Below are 16,867 nucleotides of genomic sequence, written 5' to 3'. Positions count from 1 at the left end.
AGGGTTGATGGATTGTACGCAGGTCGCGTTTCGCTGACCCGGCCATCCACCGACCATCGCCACACACATGAATTTAGCTCAAGGGCATACGCGGGGCTGCGAACCAGAGCGTTCGGGCCGCCGGTACTGGAGAAAGAAAGCATGAGCAACTGGTTAGTAGACAAACTGATCCCTTCGATCATGCGTTCCGAGGTCAAGAAGAGCTCGGTGCCTGAAGGTCTGTGGCACAAATGCCCGTCTTGCGAGGCTGTGCTGTATCGTCCGGAGCTGGAAAAGACCCTGGACGTTTGCCCCAAGTGCAACCACCACATGCGTATCGGCGCGCGCGCCCGCATTGATATCTTCCTCGACGCCGAAGGCCGTGCCGAACTGGGTGCGGATCTGGAGCCGGTTGACCGTCTGAAATTCCGCGACGGCAAGAAGTACAAGGATCGCCTGACCGCTGCCCAGAAGCAGACCGGCGAAAAAGACGCACTGATCTCCATGAGCGGCACCTTGCTGGGTATGCCGGTTGTCGTGTCGGCGTTCGAATTTTCCTTCATGGGTGGTTCGATGGGCGCCATCGTTGGTGAGCGTTTTGTTCGCGCCGCCAACTACGCCCTGGAAAACAAATGCCCGATGATCTGCTTCGCCGCTTCCGGTGGTGCGCGGATGCAGGAAGCCCTGATCTCCCTGATGCAAATGGCCAAGACCTCGGCGGTACTGGCGCGTCTGCGTGAAGAAGGCATTCCGTTCATCTCCGTACTGACCGACCCGGTCTACGGCGGTGTTTCCGCCAGTCTGGCGATGCTCGGCGACGTGATCGTCGGTGAGCCGAAAGCCCTGATCGGCTTTGCTGGTCCGCGCGTGATCGAACAAACCGTGCGTGAAAAACTGCCGGAAGGCTTCCAGCGCAGCGAATTCCTGCTGGAACACGGCGCCATCGACATGATCATTCACCGTCAGGAGCTGCGTCCGCGTCTGGGCAACCTGCTGGCACAAATGATGGGCCTGCCGACGCCGACATTCGTCGCTGCGCCAGTCGAGCCGATCGTGGTTCCGCCGGTACCTGCGAACATATGACCGAGCGCACCCTTGGCGAGTGGCTCGCCTACCTTGAGCAGTTGCACCCTTCGGCCATCGACATGGGCCTGGAGCGCTCGCAACAGGTAGCGTCCCGCATGGGACTGGGCAAGCCGGCGCCTCGGGTGATCACGGTCACCGGCACCAACGGCAAGGGTTCTACCTGCGCATTCGTGGCTTCATTGCTACGGGCGCAAGGCCTGAACGTTGGTGTCTACAATTCTCCGCACCTGCTGCGCTACAACGAGCGGGTGCAGGTCAATGGCGTCGAAGCCAGTGACGCCGAGCTGTGCGAAGCCTTTGCAGCTGTCGAGGCCGGTCGCGGCGATACCTCCCTGACGTACTTCGAAATGGGCACCCTGGCGGCATTCTGGCTGTTCCAACAGGCCGGGCTTGATGCGGTAGTGCTGGAAGTCGGTCTGGGCGGGCGTCTCGACACGGTTAACGTGGTCGATGCCGACATGGCGCTGGTCACCAGCATCGGCGTCGATCATGCCGACTATCTGGGTGATACCCGTGAGTCCGTGGCCTTTGAAAAGGCCGGCATCTTCCGTCAGGGCGCGCCTGCGCTCTGTGGCGATCTGAGTCCTCCACAACCCCTGCTGGACAAGGCGCGCGAGTTGGCTTGTCCGTTTTTCCTGCGTGGCCGTGATTTTGACCTCGGCGTGACCGATCACAACTGGCAATGGCGCGGTCTGGATGCTCAGGGGCGTGCGGTCGAGCTGCGCGATCTGCCGTTGCTCGATCTGCCGATGGAAAACGCGGCACTGGCATTGCAGGCGTATCTGCTGCTCGGGTTGCCGTGGGTTGATGCACAGATTATTGATGCGCTCAAAGCGACGCGGGTGGTGGGTCGTCTCGACCGCCGTCAGTTCGACTGGCAGGGCAAGCGATTGAGCTTGCTGCTGGATGTGGGGCATAACCCGCATGCGGCCGAATATCTGGCACGGCGCCTGGCCAGTCGTCCGCCGGTTGGCAAGCGCCTGGCGGTGTTCGGTTTGCTGGCTGACAAGGATCTGGATGGTGTTGTCGGTGAATTGAATGCTAGTGTCCAGCACTGGGCTGTTGCGCCGCTGGATTCTCCGCGAGCGCGACCGGTTGCCGATTTGCAGGCTGCATTGCAGAACCTTGGCGCGTCGGTAACGTCCTATGACAGCGTGGCGGCAGCCCTGGAAGGGCAGAGTACGCTGGCGACGAGCGACGATGAGATTCTGTTGTTCGGATCATTTTATTGTGTTGCCGAGGCCCTTGAATGGCTTGCCCGGCGCTCCACGGAGGAAGCGGCAAATGGCATTGCTGGATAAGGCCTACAAACAACGTATGGTTGGCGCCCTGGTGCTGGTGGCACTGGCGGTGATTTTCCTGCCGATGCTGTTTTCCCGTCAGGATGAGCAGCGCCAGGTGGTAGTCGACGCCCCAGCTGCGCCACATGCCCCGGCGATGCCGCAAGTGCAAGTCGAGCCAGTCGTGGTGCCTGAGCCGCAAGCGCTGCCTCAAGAACCGGTGCCGAGCGATGATGAAATCGCTCAGCAAGAGGCGCCGTCGGCACCAATTGTGCCGACTGTCCCTGTGACCCCGGCACCTGTCGCCAAGCCCGTTGCCCCAGCGCCAGCCGCCAAGTCCACGACGCCGCCGACTCAGCCGATCGCGGCTGCGCCGACTAAACCGGATACGACTCAAAGTCGCATTGATGCCAATGGCCTGTCGGTCAGTTGGTCGGTGCAAGTAGCCAGTCTGGGGAGCCGAGAAAACGCCGAAAGCCTGCAGAAAGACCTGCGTAGTCAGGGCTACAACGCTTACATCCGATCCTCTGATGGCAAGAATCGAGTGTTTGTCGGGCCGCTGATTGAGCGCGCCGAAGCCGACCGCCTGCGTGACTTGCTGGACCGCCAGAAGAAACTCAAAGGTTTTGTCGTGCGCTTCCAGCCTGAGCGCGGGTAAAAACTATCACGTCGATTTGAAATGCACTGACAATCGCAGCTTACCGATAGCCGTGCGCTCTGCTAAAATGCGCCGCCTTATCCGTCTGTAGGCTGCACTGTGCCATTTACCTGGGTTGACTGGGCGATCGTTGCAATCGTCGCCATCTCCGCATTGATCAGTCTGAGCCGCGGCTTCGTCAAAGAAGCACTGTCGCTGGTGACCTGGATCATCGCAGGAGCCGTTGCCTGGATGTTCGGTGGTTCATTGTCCGAGTACCTCGCCGGATACATTCAAACGCCGTCAGCTCGTGTCATCACGGGCTGTGCCATCATGTTTGTCGCCACGTTAATCGTAGGCGCAATGATCAATTATCTTATCGGCGAGTTGGTTCGCGTCACCGGGCTATCCGGGACCGATCGATTCCTCGGCATGGCCTTCGGCGCCGCGCGTGGCGTGTTGCTGGTGGTTGTGGCGGTCGGGCTGTTGAGCCTGGGGCCGGTACAGCAGGACGGGTGGTGGAAAGAGTCACAGCTCGTGCCAAAATTTCTATTGGTCGCAGATTGGTCCAAAAACCTGATTCTCGGGTGGAGCAGTCAGTGGCTTGCCAGCGGTATCAGCGTACCCGCTGAGATACCGTTCAAGGAGCAACTCTTGCCGATGGTCAAAACGCCTCAGTGAGTGTTGTTCAGTTCAGATCCATTAAGTAGGGGTTGCGTCGCATGTGTGGCATCGTCGGTATCGTCGGTAAGTCGAACGTCAATCAGGCGCTGTATGACGCGCTAACCGTGCTCCAGCACCGCGGCCAGGACGCTGCCGGTATCGTAACCAGCCATGACGGCCGGTTATTCCTGCGCAAGGACAATGGTCTTGTACGTGACGTGTTCCATCAGCGTCACATGCAGCGCCTGGTCGGCCACATGGGCATTGGCCATGTGCGTTACCCGACCGCAGGCAGCTCGACTTCGGCCGAAGCTCAGCCGTTCTATGTCAACTCGCCTTACGGCATCACGTTGGCGCACAACGGTAACCTGACCAACGTTGAACAACTGGCCAAGGAGATTTACGAATCTGACCTGCGCCACGTCAACACCAACTCCGACTCGGAAGTCCTGCTGAACGTGTTCGCGCACGAACTGGCCCAGCGCGGCAAGTTGCAGCCAACCGAAGAAGACGTGTTCGCCGCCGTAACTGACGTGCACAACCGTTGCGTCGGTGGCTACGCGGTCGTGGCGATGGTGACCGGTTACGGCATCGTCGGTTTCCGTGACCCGCACGGCATCCGCCCGATCGTCTTCGGCCAGCGTCACACCGACGAAGGCGTCGAGTACATGATCGCCTCCGAAAGCGTCTCCCTGGACGTCCTCGGTTTCACCCTGATTCGCGATCTGGCACCGGGAGAAGCGGTCTACATCACTGAAGACGGCAAGCTGCACACCCGTCAGTGCGCGACCAACCCGTCCCTGACCCCGTGCATCTTCGAACACGTCTACCTGGCGCGTCCGGATTCGATCATCGACGGCGTTTCTGTCTACAAGGCGCGTCTGCGCATGGGTGAGAAGCTCGCCGAGAAGATTTTGCGCGAGCGTCCTGAGCACGATATCGACGTGGTCATCCCGATCCCGGACACCAGCCGCACCGCGGCCCTGGAGCTGGCGAACCACCTGGGCGTCAAGTTCCGCGAAGGCTTCGTGAAGAACCGCTACATCGGCCGGACCTTCATCATGCCGGGCCAGGCTGCACGGAAAAAATCCGTACGCCAGAAGCTCAACGCGATCGAGCTGGAATTCCGTGGCAAGAACGTAATGCTGGTGGACGACTCGATCGTTCGCGGCACGACGTGCAAGCAGATCATCCAGATGGCTCGCGAAGCCGGCGCCAAGAACGTGTACTTCTGCTCCGCTGCACCGGCCGTTCGTTACCCGAACGTCTACGGTATCGACATGCCGAGCGCTCACGAACTGATCGCTCACAACCGTTCGACCCAGGACGTTGCTGACCTGATTGGCGCTGACTGGTTGATCTATCAGGACTTGCCTGACTTGATCGAAGCGGTCGGTGGCGGCAAGATCAAGATCGAAAACTTCGATTGCGCAGTGTTTGACGGCAAGTACGTCACCGGCGACGTCGACGAGGCTTACCTGAACAAGATCGAACAGGCACGTAACGATGCCTCCAAGGTCAAGACGCAGGCAGTCAGTGCGATCATCGATCTGTACAACAACTGAGTAAACGAACGGCCTGTAGGAGCAAGGCTTGCCCGCGAAGCTTTTGGCGTTCCCAAGGGCCCCTTCGCGGGCAAGCCATGCTCCTACAGGCCGGTTTTGTATCCATTACCGAGTAAGGCAAGGAGTGAAAGCATGAGTCAGGATTGGGATGCCGGTCGGCTGGACAGCGACCTCGATGGCGTAGCGTTCGATACCCTGGCCGTACGCGCCGGACAGCACCGCACGCCGGAAGGCGAACACGGTGATCCGATGTTCTTCACTTCCAGCTACGTCTTCCGTACCGCTGCCGACGCAGCTGCGCGCTTTGCCGGTGAAGTGCCAGGCAACGTTTACTCGCGCTACACCAACCCGACCGTGCGTGCGTTCGAAGAGCGCATCGCTGCGCTGGAAAGCGCCGAACAAGCCGTGGCCACGGCCACCGGCATGGCCGCGATCATGGCGGTGGTGATGAGTCTGTGCAGCGCTGGCGACCATGTGCTGGTTTCACGCAGTGTGTTCGGTTCGACCATCAGCCTGTTCGAAAAGTACTTCAAGCGTTTCGGTGTTGAAGTCGATTACGTGCCTCTGGCGGACTTGTCCGGTTGGGACGCCGCAATCAAGGCCAATACCAAATTGCTGTTTGTCGAGTCGCCATCCAACCCGTTGGCCGAGCTGGTGGATATCGCTGCGCTGGCTGAAATCGCTCACGCCAAAGGCGCGATGCTGGTGGTCGACAACTGTTTCTGCACTCCAGCGTTGCAGCAGCCGCTGAAGATGGGCGCGGACATCGTCGTGCACTCGGCCACCAAGTTCATCGACGGCCAGGGCCGTTGCATGGGCGGTGTCGTCGCCGGTCGCAGTGAGCAGATGAAAGAAGTCGTCGGTTTTCTGCGCACTGCCGGGCCGACACTGAGCCCGTTCAATGCGTGGATTTTCCTCAAGGGCCTCGAAACTTTGAACCTGCGGATGAAGGCGCATTGCGCCAACGCCCAGGAACTGGCCGAGTGGCTGGAAAAGCAAGATGGCATCGAGAAAGTCCATTACGCCGGCCTGAAAAGCCACCCGCAGCACGAACTCGCCAAGCGTCAGCAGAAAGGGTTTGGTGCGGTGGTCAGCTTTGAGGTCAAGGGCGGCAAAGAGGGCGCCTGGCGCTTTATCGATGCAACCCGCCTGATTTCGATCACGGCCAACCTCGGTGATACCAAAACCACCATCACCCATCCGAGCACCACCTCTCACGGCCGTCTGGCGCCGCAAGAGCGTGAAGCCGCTGGCATTCGTGACAGCCTGATCCGCATTGCGGTTGGCCTGGAAGACGTGGCTGACCTGCAAGCCGACCTGGCGCGCGGGTTGGCGGCCTTGTGATCGAGTTGTCCACGCCGACCTCCGGGGCCAATGGTCGTGTTGCGCTGGTCACCGGCGCGGCGCGGGGCATTGGTCTGGGGATTTCGGCCTGGCTGATCAGCGAAGGCTGGCAGGTGGTGCTGAGCGACCTTGACCGGGTTCGCGGTTCGAAAGTGGCGAAGGTGCTGGGCGACAATGCCTGGTTTATCGCCATGGACGTCTCGAACGAAGGGCAGGTGGCGCTGGGTGTTGCCGAGGTGCTGGGGCAGTTCGGGCGCCTGGATGCGTTGGTGTGCAATGCCGCGGTGGCCGATCCGCACAACATCACCCTGGAAAGCCTCGATCTGGCTTACTGGAATCGAGTGTTGGCGGTGAACCTTAGCGGGCCGATGTTGTTGGCCAAGCACTGTGCGCCGTATCTGCGCGCGCACAGCGGCGCGATCGTCAACCTGGCCTCGACCCGCGCCGGCCAGTCGGAACCTGACACAGAGGCTTACGCGGCCAGCAAGGGCGGGCTGTTGGCGCTGACTCACGCCTTGGCGATCAGTCTTGGGCCGGAAATCCGTGTGAATGCGGTCAGTCCGGGCTGGATCGATACCCGTGATCCTTCTGTGCGGCGGGCGGAGCCACTGACCGATGCCGATCATGCGCAGCATCCGGCGGGCAGGGTAGGGACGGTTGAAGACGTGGCGGCGATGGTGGCCTGGCTGTTGTCGAAAAATGCCGGGTTCGTCACGGGCCAGGAATTTGTGGTCGACGGTGGCATGACCAAGAAGATGATTTACGAGCAGTGAGAAGCAGTTTCAAGCTTCAAGCTGCAAGTAAAGGCTCGACAGTGTTATGCGGGCCTCACGCGTGACGGCTTCCACTTATGGCTTGAGGCTTGCCTCTTGCAGCTGTTTTTAAAAAACTTCAATCCTGCTATTGACTTAGGTTCGCTACCTGCGTAAATTTCGCGGCCTCGGAGATGCAAACGGGTGATTAGCTCAGCTGGGAGAGCGTCTGCCTTACAAGCAGAATGTCGGCGGTTCGATCCCGTCATCACCCACCACTTCCGAGATACTTGCGAAAGCAAGAGGTAGGCTGAAATGCCTCCACCGACGCGCAGCGGTAGTTCAGTCGGTTAGAATACCGGCCTGTCACGCCGGGGGTCGCGGGTTCGAGTCCCGTCCGCTGCGCCATATTTTCCGAGTCAGATTTATCTGGTTCGAGATTGAAAAGCTTCTGAGTTTTCAATCAGACGAGTTACTTGGATGAAAGTCCAAAGCGATACGCAGCGGTAGTTCAGTCGGTTAGAATACCGGCCTGTCACGCCGGGGGTCGCGGGTTCGAGTCCCGTCCGCTGCGCCATATCTGCCTCAAGGCCCACTGAACGCCTTGAAGCTACAAAGAAAGACGCTGGCCATGCCGGTGTTTACTTTGAGTCGATAGCAAAGACCCTGGTCGAAAGACCGGGGTTTTTTGTGTCTGGAATTTGGCTTTTCCTCCTCTCGCAGTCTCCCTTACCGGGCCATCCTGCCTGCCTTCTTCTATGCTGCCTCTAAGGTTGTCGCGACGACGCCGTCCGGCCGGGCTGACCTTGGCGTTGCATTTACTTGCCTGGTCAATTCTGTGCACTGAAAACACAGTATTTTGATTCGCTGGTCAGTTTTTTTGTGTGGGGCTGTTTGCCGCAGGCGCATAAGCCTATAAACTTAACCTTTCGGTCAGCTTTGCACTGTCATTTCAGCCCTTCGTTTCGTCAAAAAGGGCTTCTGCACGACTCGAGATTTCCAGAACATAACCAGAAGGGCGGGTCTATAACCGCCCAGAGGATGATCCATGTCCAACCGTGATATATCCCGGCGCTCGTTCCTTCAGGGCGGGCTGGTGGCAGGTGTGAGCGTGACGCTCACGCCGCTCAGCAGTCAGGCACTCGCTGCCTTGATGGAAAACAGCGTGACCTTGCCGTCCGAGCAATGGCTCGGCAACAACGGCAAGGCGCGCTCGCGTAACGATGCCTTGTCGAAGGTCTGCGGCAGCAAAGTCTTTGCCCGTGACATCCGCGCCAAGGACATGCCGGGCTGGCCGCAGCAACAAGGCCACGCCATGCTGCTGAAAACCATCAAGGCCGACCGCATCTACGCGGGCATGGACCTGTCGTGGCTCGGCGCCGAATTGCAGCCTGACCGCATCGTCACCGCCGCCGATCTGGAGAAAGACGGCATCGTCTTCCCGGAAGAGCACGCGCCGGATCCGCTGTTGCCGGAAGGCAAGGTGCCGATGTTCATCGGTCACCCGGTGGCCATCCTGATCTGGAACGACTTCGAGCGTTTCCGTCAGGCCAAGGCCAAACTCAAATTCAATGACAAAGCGATTCGTTACGGTGCTCAAGTGCCGTTCTACGAAGGCGATCCCTACGGCAGCTTCCGCTATGTGCGTGTAGGCGGGGCGACCTCGGCGGACGAAGACGAATTCGCCAGCCTCAAGGACTCGATCCTGTTCCCGATGCTGAAAAATCGTCGCCCGGTGTGGAATTCCCAACCGAACCTGCACGGCAACCTGACTGAGCGCGGGTTGTTCTACGCCGATCGCATGAAACAGCAGATCGACACGCCGCCGGACAACTGGCTGGTATTCGACGAGCGATACAAAACCCCGTCGATTGAACCCGCCGCGATGGAGCCGGACAACGGCAACGGCTGGTATGACCCGGCAACCAAGACCCTGCATTTCGTGGTGGCGACCCAGTGCCCACTGGAAGCGGCGACCGAGACTGCGAAGATGATCGCGCCGTCGCGCTTCGGCCTGGCGAACCTGAATATGCACCCCGGTTACACCGTGGGTTACGGTTCCAAAGACCACAACATTTTCGTCTACTACGCGGCCCTCGCGGCGTTGTATGGCGCGGGTGTGCCCGTGCGTCTGGCCAACGACCGCTATGAGCAGTTCCAGAGCGGCATCAAGCGTCACCCGTTCGACATCCGCTACCAATTGGCCGTGGACAAGACGGATCACAGTTTCAAGATTTTCCGCGCAGAAATGAGCGTCGATGGCGGTGGCCGGGTCAACTACAGCCCATCCGTCGCGGCCGTTGGTGCCACGGCAGCGCAGTCGATCTACTACATGCCGCAGAACGATTTGCAGGTCACCGCTTATCATTCCCGCGCCGTTGAAGCCGGTTCGATGCGTGGCTACGGCACTCTGCAAAGCATGGCGTCCACCGAGATGATGGTCGACGAAATTGCCGATCGTCTCGGCATCGACGCCATTGATTTGCGCAAGAAAAACGCCATGGTCTCGGGCATGAAAAACACCCAGGGCGCGGTGCCAGCGGGTGCGTTGCGCTTGCACGAGATTCTCGACAAGGCCGCCGTTCACGACGTCTGGAAAAACCGCGACGCGATCAAAAAGCAGCGCGAAGCACAGGATCCGGACAACTGGTACGGCGTCGGTTTTGCCATCTGCCAGAAAGATTTCGGCACCGGTTCCGAAGCGCCGATGGCGAGCATCGAGTTCACCGCGCAAGGCCACATCACCCTGCGCCACATCGGTATCGAGATCGGCACCGGCATGTCGACCTCGCAAGCCTTGGTCGTGGCCGATTTCCTCGGTATCGCGGCGACGGAAGTGAAGACCGGCGAGACCGAATGGAAAGAGTTGCAGCTGATCAGCGGCGGCAACCCTTACATCATGAGTCAGGCTGAACAGGACAGCCTGCTGCGCAACCCGCGCTGGGTCGGCAAGATCGCCTCGGCGTCGTCGGCCACCAACTCGGCCTACTACTTCAGCCACGCTACCCGTGAAGCGGCGCGCGTGCTGTTCAACCACGGTTTGTGGCCGGCGGCGCTGCAGATCTGGAGCCAGGGCCCTTACGGTGGCTCGGCTAACCCTTATGTGGTGCGTCGCGAAGATGCGCACTGGGTCGACGGCAAACTCACCGCCAACGGCATGCAGCCACTGAGCTTTGAGCAACTGGCCAAGCACGCTCATGAGAAGGGCCTGGTCACCGGTGCGACCGTGCACGGCTTCAACCGCTGGAGCTGGGCCGAGGCCGAGTTCAGCATCGACGGCGTGCGTGAACGTCTGCCGCTCGACGGCTTGGCGGTCAAGTACGGCGACGGCGCGCCGAGCGTGAAAAAGGCGCAAATGAACAGTGCCGGTTTCCACCTGCTGGATCGCCAGAACGTGCACTACCCGGACACCCAGTTGAACAACGCGGCTGTGACCTACTACAGCCCGGTCGCGACGCTGGTGGAAGTGAAAGTCAACAAGGGTTCGGCCGAAGTGCAAGTGCTCAACCATCACTCGTGGGTTGAGTGCGGTCGGGTGCTGGTGGAAGAACTGGTCAAAGGCCAGATCGAAGGCGGGATCGCCATGGGCATCGGCCATGCGCTGATGGAAGAGATGCCGCTGTACGAAGGCGGGCCGGGGGAGGGTGACTGGAACTTCAACCGTTACCGCTTGCCGATGGCGCGCCATGTGGCGGTCTGGAAGCAGACGGCTGAAATCCTGCCGCCGTTGTCGCCGAGCGATCCATCGAAGGGCATTGCCGAAGTGGTGATGATCCCGGTGGTAGGCGCCATCGGTAACGCCGTGGCACACGCCATCGGCAAACGGGTCCGCGATCTTCCTCTCACTTCTGCACGCATCAAGGAGGCCCTCAATGGCTAACCGTCCGCTTCAACTGACCCTCAACGGTCAATCCGTCGGCCCGGTGGACATCCCTGATGACCTGCCGATGATCGACTATCTGCACGAATACAAAAACCTTACCGGCTCCCGTTTGGGCTGCGGCCAGGGCATCTGCCACGCCTGCGTGGTGATCGTCGACAACCCGGACGGCACCAGCGAAGAAGTGCGCACCTGCATCACCGGCGCGCATTACTTTGAAGGCAAAAAAGTGCGGACCATCGAAGGCCATGCCAAGCGCGACGAGGAAGGCAAAGTCACTGAGCTGAACCCGATCCAGCAGCGTTTCGTCGACGAATTCGCGTTCCAGTGCAGCTACTGCGCACCGGGTTTCGTGAATGCCGCGACGGTGCTGGTGGAGAAGCTGCAGCGTCAGCCGATCGTCAAAAGCCAGTTGGAAAAAGTCATCGAGGACAGCCTCGGTCACCACATCTGCCGCTGCACAGGCTACGTGCGTTACTACAGTGCGACGCGCAACGTGCTGACCGATCTCGGCCTGGTCAAGGAGGGTTAAGCATGAAGCAACTACTTTCCCGCCTGGCATTGGCGGTCGGCCTGGCTGCGCCGGTGTTGCTGGCGCACGCGGAAGATCAGATCAAGCGCGGCGAATACCTCGCCCGTGCTGCTGACTGCATGGCCTGCCACACCGCGCCGGGTGGCGCGCCCTACGCGGGCGGTCTGCCGATTGTCTCGCCGTTCGGTACGATCTACGGCACCAACATCACCCCGAGCAAAGAGCACGGCATCGGCCTCTACAACGATGACGAATTCTTCGCCGCGCTGACCGAAGGCAAGCGCCGTGATGGCGCCAACCTGTACCCGGCGATGCCGTACACCTCGTATCACCTTATTCCGCGCGACGACTCGGACGCGATTCACGCGTACCTGAAAACCGTCGAACCGATTGAGCGTGCAGCACCGGTGACCAGCCTGAGCTTTCCGTTCAACGTACGCCTGGGCCTGATGGGCTGGAACATGCTCTACGGCAAGGACGTGAAGCTTTCGTCCACCGAGGGTAAAAGCGATGCCTACAAGCGTGGCCAGTACATGGTCGACGTGCTCGGTCACTGCGGCGAATGCCACACCCCGCGCGGTTTGCCGGGTGCGATGCAACAGGACAAGCGCCTGACCGGTGGCCTGCTCAATGGCTATCTGGCACCGAGCCTGTTGGCCAATGACCTGGCGGCTCGCGGCTGGAGCCATCAAGACCTGAGTTCGTTCCTCAAGCACGGCATGAGCGCCCAGGGCACGATGTTCAACGAGATGTTCCCGGTGTTCCACAACAGCACCCAGGGCCTCAACGATCCGGACCTCGCGGCGATGGCGACTTTCCTGCTCGGCGATCAACCGCCGCAAGCCAAGGTGCTGACTGACGTGCCGTTGGACAAGCTCACTGCCAGCGCCCAACGCGGCCGTCAGGAATACTTGAACGTTTGCGCCGGTTGCCACGCGATCGGTGGCGAAGGCAAGCCGCACATCGCGGTGGCCATGCGCGGCAACACCACGCTGCGCCTGGAAGATCCACGCAATCTGGTGCGGGTGATCGACGACGGCATCGGCGAGCAGAAGTTTTCCGGGTTCGAGCACATGCAGCCGATGCCGGGGTTCGCCGAGAAGCTCAGTCACGAGCAACTGACTGATCTGCTGAACTACCTGCGTCAGGGCTGGGGTGGTCAGCCGGGTGATCTGGCCGTGAACGACGTGCAGAAGTTGCGAGCTGATGCGCCGCCGCTTGAGCACAAGGCGCACTGACATGCAGCATCTCGATCTGCAAGTTGTGCGTCGGGCGCTGCAATGGTCGTCGGCCGGCCAACGCGTCTGGCTATGCACGGTGCTCGCCACCTACGGCTCGGCGCCGCGTGCGCCGGGTTCGCTGCTGGCGGTGAACGCTGACGGGCAATGGATCGGTTCGCTGTCGGGCGGCTGTGTCGAGGAAGACTTTCTCGAGCGAGTCGCCGAAGGGGCGTTTCTTGAGGCGGTCAGTGTTGTTCGTTATGGCGAGGGAGATGAGCCGCGCTCTCGCGTGAGCTTGCCCTGTGGCGGTGTGCTCGATGTGCTGGTGGAGAAGCTTGAGCCGGTTTGTGAGGTTCAGGCGCATCTGCGAGAACTGGAGTCGGCGCTGTTGGGGCAGCGTCGGCTGATCCGCGAAGTCGATCTGGCCAGCGGTGCGCGCAGCCTGTTCGATGATCGCGAGCAGGGTGTACGCATCGAGCGTGAGATCGATCGGGTACGCGTGCGGATCGGTGCGGCCCAGCGCTTGTTGCTGGCTGGGTATTCCTCGGTTGCTCAGGCCTGTGCAGAGTTTGCCGTCGGGTTGGGTTTCGAAGTGATTCTTTGCGATCCGCGCGACGAGGTGCTGGAAGGCGTGGTGCTGGAAAACGTCGAGATTCGTCGTCAGTTGCCCTCAGTGTTCATTGCTGACGGCGGCTGCCACAGCGACACGGCGGTGGTGGCGTTGACCCACGATCCGCGCATCGATGACCTGGCGATGATGGAAGCGGTGCGCACCGAGGCGTTTTACATCGGTGTGATGGGTTCAATGCAGACGTCGCAAAAGCGCTTCGAACGGTTGCGCAGGATTGGTGGCTTGGGGGAGGCCGAGCTGGCGCGGATTCATGCGCCGATCGGTTTGAACCTGGGCAGCAAGACACCTGCTGAAATCGCCCTCGCGGTACTCGCTGACATCTTGCGAATCCGCAGCGGCATCGCACGGGACAAGCTGTAAAAACCATTCCTACAAAAAAGGGGCCGCATTCAGCGGCCTCTTTTTTGTATCAGTATCCGAATTTGTCCCGCAGCCCGTAGTACCAGGCGCCCAACGCCGCAAACGGTGTACGCAGCAATTGTCCGCCCGGGAACGGGTAGTGCGGCAGATCAGCAAACGCATCAAAACGCTCCGCCTGACCTCGCAGCGCCTCGGCCAGCACTTTGCCCGCCAGGTGCGTGTACGTCACGCCATGGCCGCTGCAGCCTTGGGAATAGTAAATGTTGTCACCGATCCGTCCGACCTGCGGAAGACGCGACAGGGTCAGCAGAAAATTGCCGGTCCAGGCGTAGTCAATTTTCACGTTTTTAAGCTGCGGGAACGCCTTGAGCATCTTCGGCCGAATGATCGCCTCGATGTTCGCCGGATCCCGCGCGCCATACACCACACCGCCGCCGAAGATCAGCCGCTTGTCACTCGTCAGGCGGTAATAGTCGAGCAGGTAATTGCAGTCCTCGACGCAGTAATCCTGCGGCAGCAGGTTATTCGCCAGTTCCTCGCCCAGCGGTTCGGTAGTGATGACCTGCGTCCCGCAAGGCATCGACTTGGCCGCCAGCTCCGGTACCAGGTTGCCGAGGTAAGCATTGCCCGCCACGATGATGAACTTGGCCCTGACCTTGCCCTCTGGCGTATGCACCACCGGATTCGCGCCGCGCTCGATGCGTACCGCAGGCGACTGTTCATAGATAGTGCCGCCCAACGACTCAACGGCCGCGGCTTCGCCCAGCGCCAGGTTGAGCGGATGAATGTGCCCGCCGCTCATGTCGAGCATGCCGCCGACGTACTGATCGCAATTCACGACTTCGCGGATACGACGTTGATCCATCAATTCAAGCTGCGTATGACCGAAGCGTTCCCACAGGCGCTTCTGCGATTCCAGGTGGCCCATCTGCTTGGCCGTGATGGCCGCGAACACACCGCCGTCCTTCAAGTCGCACTGGATATTATATTTGGCAACACGCTCACGAATGATCCGCGCACCCTCGAACGCCATTTGCCCCAACAACTGAGCTTGCTTGGGGCCAACGCTGCGCTCGATCACATCGATATCGCGACTATAGCTGTTGACGATCTGACCGCCGTTACGGCCCGACGCGCCAAAACCAACCTTGGCCGCTTCAAGAACCGTTACCTTGAAACCGTTCTCCAGCAGAAACAGGGCAGAGGACAAACCGGTGTAGCCGGCGCCAATCACGCAGACGTCAGTCTCTACATCACCCTGCAAAGCCGGGCGCGGCGGAACCGCATTGGCCGATGCGGCGTAATAGGACTCTGGGTAGGGAGTGTTCGCCATCCTGCTGCCTCTGTTTAATATATTTTACGAGTGCCTTGATCCTACCCGAGTTAAAAATCGACCGCCAGCGACCGGAAAATCTTCTTCATCGCCGAAAAATTAAATATTTTGCATATTCATAGGGTTAGCTCGAAAAAAGGTGTTGACACCCCTTCGGAATTCCGTAGAATGCCGCCTCACAGCAGGCACGTAGCTCAGTTGGTTAGAGCACCACCTTGACATGGTGGGGGTCGTTGGTTCGAGTCCAATCGCGCCTACCAAACAAAATCCGCTCTGCTGGGCGGTGTGAAAAGGGTCAACCCACGGGTTGGCCCTTTTTTTCGTCCTGGATTTCTTGCAGAACGTTCACACAACATAGGCTCCATTCACACTGTGCAATGTGAGCGACCCAATCAGCCGCTTCTTATGCGCAATCCTTCCTCAATATCCCCGCCATCTCCACCATCTGGCTTCTCCCGATTGAGCAACCGTTTTCAAACTGTGCTGTATGCACGCGTTTTGGGATTGTTGGTCGACAAGATGTAGCGGTGTGGGTGGCGCGGTAGATGCTCCTGTACTTCGGGGAGCAGCCCAGAATGTAGGATGAGTTAACCCCCATAGTTGGGGAATTCATCGCGACTGAAAGAAATTTTTCAATGGAATCGTTGATCCTAGACCTTGCCATGCCCACTGGCTTGGATATTGCTCAGGTGCTCACACTCAATCTATCGTTGAATGACGGTCACCGGAGATTCCAGCCTTGTTTAAACATTCTCTGTTTCTGAGCGTCGTGTTTGGAGTCGTGATCTTTGCCTGTGGCTCGGTTATGAGCATAATTTTATTTTGCTTCGGGTTGGGATAACACCATCCAATCCGATTCAGGGATGAAATCATTCTGGAGTCATGAGCACAGCAGGCGTCATCTTGAGGAACTCTTTGTTTTTGTCGATCGTTTGCAGAGCGCCGCGTACGTTACCGGCGACCTCTGCTGAACCGCGCTGCTCGACGCCATAGCGTCAGCTCCATAATAGCCGCCTCCAGGGCGAGCTGATTTTCGTTGATCTTGAAGAGCAGGGAAGGGAGCAGGTCAGAGTTTGGCATTGTGAATTCTCCGTTTAGAGGTCAGCGTAACTGCAATATTTCTTGGGTGAGCATGGCAGGGGGCCTGGATTTTTGGGCGGCTAGACCTTTCTAGGGACAAACATAATTGTGTATGTTTGGTTTGGTGGCCATCATTTGGCCTTCATCTGCGATGATTTTTTAGGTAGTATCGATAAATCAAAAAATGGAGGTTTTGGTGATGGATAGGTGGCTGTATTACTACGTTTTTTTAATAATTGTGTTCGGTGGGGTAACACTTGCCTTTGCACCTATCCAAAAAACCGAACAGCTGGATGACGATTTCGCTGACTACCAAGAGTTCTTGGGATACAAGAGATAGAAGTGCTCCTGCCAGGCAAAATCCGCTCTGCCGGCGGTCTAGAAGGGCTAACCGAAAGGCGAGCCCTTTTTTGTTGTCGATTGGAATCCGCCTGAGTCGAGGGTGATGCCACGGAGGCGGGCAACCCAGCGCAGAACGATGCGACCATTACCCAGCTGCGCCAGGCCTCATGGATGCAACAGATC

The 16,867-nt window shown here is 59.3% G+C and carries 12 protein-coding genes, 4 tRNA genes and 1 pseudogene; 15 read left to right on the top strand and 2 right to left on the bottom strand.

The window, feature by feature from the left end; all coding sequences use genetic code 11:
* The first annotated feature begins 141 nt into the window (after positions 1 to 141).
* The 14 genes from accD (at position 142) to EAH78_RS07415 (ending at position 13,929) form a co-directional block, all read left to right on the top strand.
* Positions 142 to 1,062, top strand: coding sequence for an acetyl-CoA carboxylase, carboxyltransferase subunit beta (gene accD, locus EAH78_RS07480; protein ID WP_140667015.1), 921 nt, complete (start codon positions 142 to 144; stop codon positions 1,060 to 1,062).
* Positions 1,059 to 2,366, top strand: coding sequence for a bifunctional tetrahydrofolate synthase/dihydrofolate synthase (folC, locus tag EAH78_RS07475; protein WP_140667014.1), 1,308 nt, complete (start codon positions 1,059 to 1,061; stop codon positions 2,364 to 2,366). Before accD ends, folC begins: the two co-directional genes overlap by 4 nt.
* Entirely contained in the window at positions 2,350 to 3,003 is a 654-nt protein-coding gene (locus tag EAH78_RS07470; RefSeq protein WP_140667013.1) for an SPOR domain-containing protein, read from the top strand. Before folC ends, EAH78_RS07470 begins: the two co-directional genes overlap by 17 nt.
* A 99-nt stretch (positions 3,004 to 3,102) precedes the next feature.
* Positions 3,103 to 3,663, top strand: a complete 561-nt coding sequence (locus EAH78_RS07465; RefSeq protein WP_140667012.1) for a CvpA family protein — start codon at positions 3,103 to 3,105, stop codon at positions 3,661 to 3,663.
* Positions 3,664 to 3,704: 41 nt separating this feature from the next.
* On the top strand, positions 3,705 to 5,210 hold the full coding sequence (gene purF, locus EAH78_RS07460) for an amidophosphoribosyltransferase (RefSeq protein ID WP_123425738.1): 1,506 nt from the start codon (positions 3,705 to 3,707) through the stop codon (positions 5,208 to 5,210).
* A gap of 132 nt (positions 5,211 to 5,342) precedes the next feature.
* On the top strand, positions 5,343 to 6,554 hold the full coding sequence (locus EAH78_RS07455) for an O-succinylhomoserine sulfhydrylase (protein ID WP_140667011.1): 1,212 nt from the start codon (positions 5,343 to 5,345) through the stop codon (positions 6,552 to 6,554).
* The gene (locus EAH78_RS07450) at positions 6,551 to 7,327 is read left to right on the top strand and encodes an SDR family oxidoreductase (RefSeq protein ID WP_140667010.1); all 777 of its coding nucleotides are present in this window, start codon (positions 6,551 to 6,553) and stop codon (positions 7,325 to 7,327) included. The genes EAH78_RS07455 and EAH78_RS07450 overlap by 4 nt, the downstream gene beginning before the upstream one ends.
* Before the next feature lie 181 nt (positions 7,328 to 7,508).
* A tRNA-Val gene (locus tag EAH78_RS07445) sits at positions 7,509 to 7,584 on the top strand.
* Between the two features lie 53 nt (positions 7,585 to 7,637).
* A tRNA-Asp gene (locus tag EAH78_RS07440) sits at positions 7,638 to 7,714 on the top strand.
* A 92-nt stretch (positions 7,715 to 7,806) separates the two neighbouring features.
* A tRNA-Asp gene (locus EAH78_RS07435) sits at positions 7,807 to 7,883 on the top strand.
* 471 nt (positions 7,884 to 8,354) lie between these two features.
* Entirely contained in the window at positions 8,355 to 11,186 is a 2,832-nt protein-coding gene (locus tag EAH78_RS07430) for a xanthine dehydrogenase family protein molybdopterin-binding subunit (RefSeq protein ID WP_140667009.1), read from the top strand.
* Positions 11,179 to 11,718 (top strand): (2Fe-2S)-binding protein, encoded by a 540-nt coding sequence (locus EAH78_RS07425; RefSeq protein ID WP_046026867.1) that lies wholly within the window; start codon positions 11,179 to 11,181, stop codon positions 11,716 to 11,718. Before EAH78_RS07430 ends, EAH78_RS07425 begins: the two co-directional genes overlap by 8 nt.
* 2 nt (positions 11,719 to 11,720) lie before the next feature.
* Complete coding sequence (locus EAH78_RS07420) at positions 11,721 to 12,956, top strand: c-type cytochrome (protein WP_140667008.1); 1,236 nt, start codon at positions 11,721 to 11,723, stop codon at positions 12,954 to 12,956.
* Between the two features lies 1 nt (position 12,957).
* Entirely contained in the window at positions 12,958 to 13,929 is a 972-nt protein-coding gene (locus tag EAH78_RS07415; RefSeq protein ID WP_140667007.1) for an XdhC family protein, read from the top strand.
* 49 nt (positions 13,930 to 13,978) lie between these two features.
* On the opposite strand, the gene EAH78_RS07410 is transcribed toward EAH78_RS07415, so the two are convergent.
* Positions 13,979 to 15,262, bottom strand: coding sequence for an NAD(P)/FAD-dependent oxidoreductase (locus EAH78_RS07410; RefSeq protein WP_140667006.1), 1,284 nt, complete (start codon positions 15,260 to 15,262; stop codon positions 13,979 to 13,981).
* Between the two features lie 183 nt (positions 15,263 to 15,445).
* Here EAH78_RS07410 and EAH78_RS07405 point away from each other — a divergent pair.
* A tRNA-Val gene (locus EAH78_RS07405) sits at positions 15,446 to 15,522 on the top strand.
* 609 nt (positions 15,523 to 16,131) lie between these two features.
* Here EAH78_RS07405 and EAH78_RS32595 read toward each other — a convergent pair.
* Positions 16,132 to 16,342, bottom strand: a pseudogene (locus EAH78_RS32595) (hypothetical protein).
* Positions 16,343 to 16,867: the final 525 nt, after the last annotated feature.

It is taken from the genome of Pseudomonas arsenicoxydans (assembly GCF_006438915.1).
Classification (GTDB): Bacteria; Pseudomonadota; Gammaproteobacteria; order Pseudomonadales; family Pseudomonadaceae; genus Aquipseudomonas; species Aquipseudomonas arsenicoxydans_A.
This window is presented reverse-complemented; position numbering and strand designations above follow the sequence as displayed.